1 pseudogene is annotated in these 256 nt (G+C 71.1%); it reads left to right on the top strand.

The features are described from left to right. Positions 1 to 256 (top strand): annotated as a pseudogene (locus tag RUR_RS36685) (iron-siderophore ABC transporter substrate-binding protein); the annotation flags it as partial.

Genomic DNA, 256 nt, shown 5'->3' with positions numbered 1-256 from the left:
TCGGCCCAGGCGGAGCAGCTGCGCGCCAAGACCGACGCCCACATCGCCTCGCTGGCCGCCGCGAACCCGGCGCTCAAGGGCAAGTCCTTCGTGTACGCGGCGACGAACCAGGCCGACCAGCTCAACGTGTTCCGCGCCGACGACCCGCGGGTGGCGCTCCTGGTCCAGCTGGGCATGACCGTCAGCCCGAGCGTGGCCGAGCTCGACGCCGACCCCAAGGCCGGGTCGTACTTCTACCCCCTCAGCTTCGAGAACG

This window comes from Rhizohabitans arisaemae, assembly GCF_025996515.1.
GTDB lineage: Bacteria > Actinomycetota > Actinomycetes > Streptosporangiales > Streptosporangiaceae > Rhizohabitans > Rhizohabitans arisaemae.
This window is presented reverse-complemented; position numbering and strand designations above follow the sequence as displayed.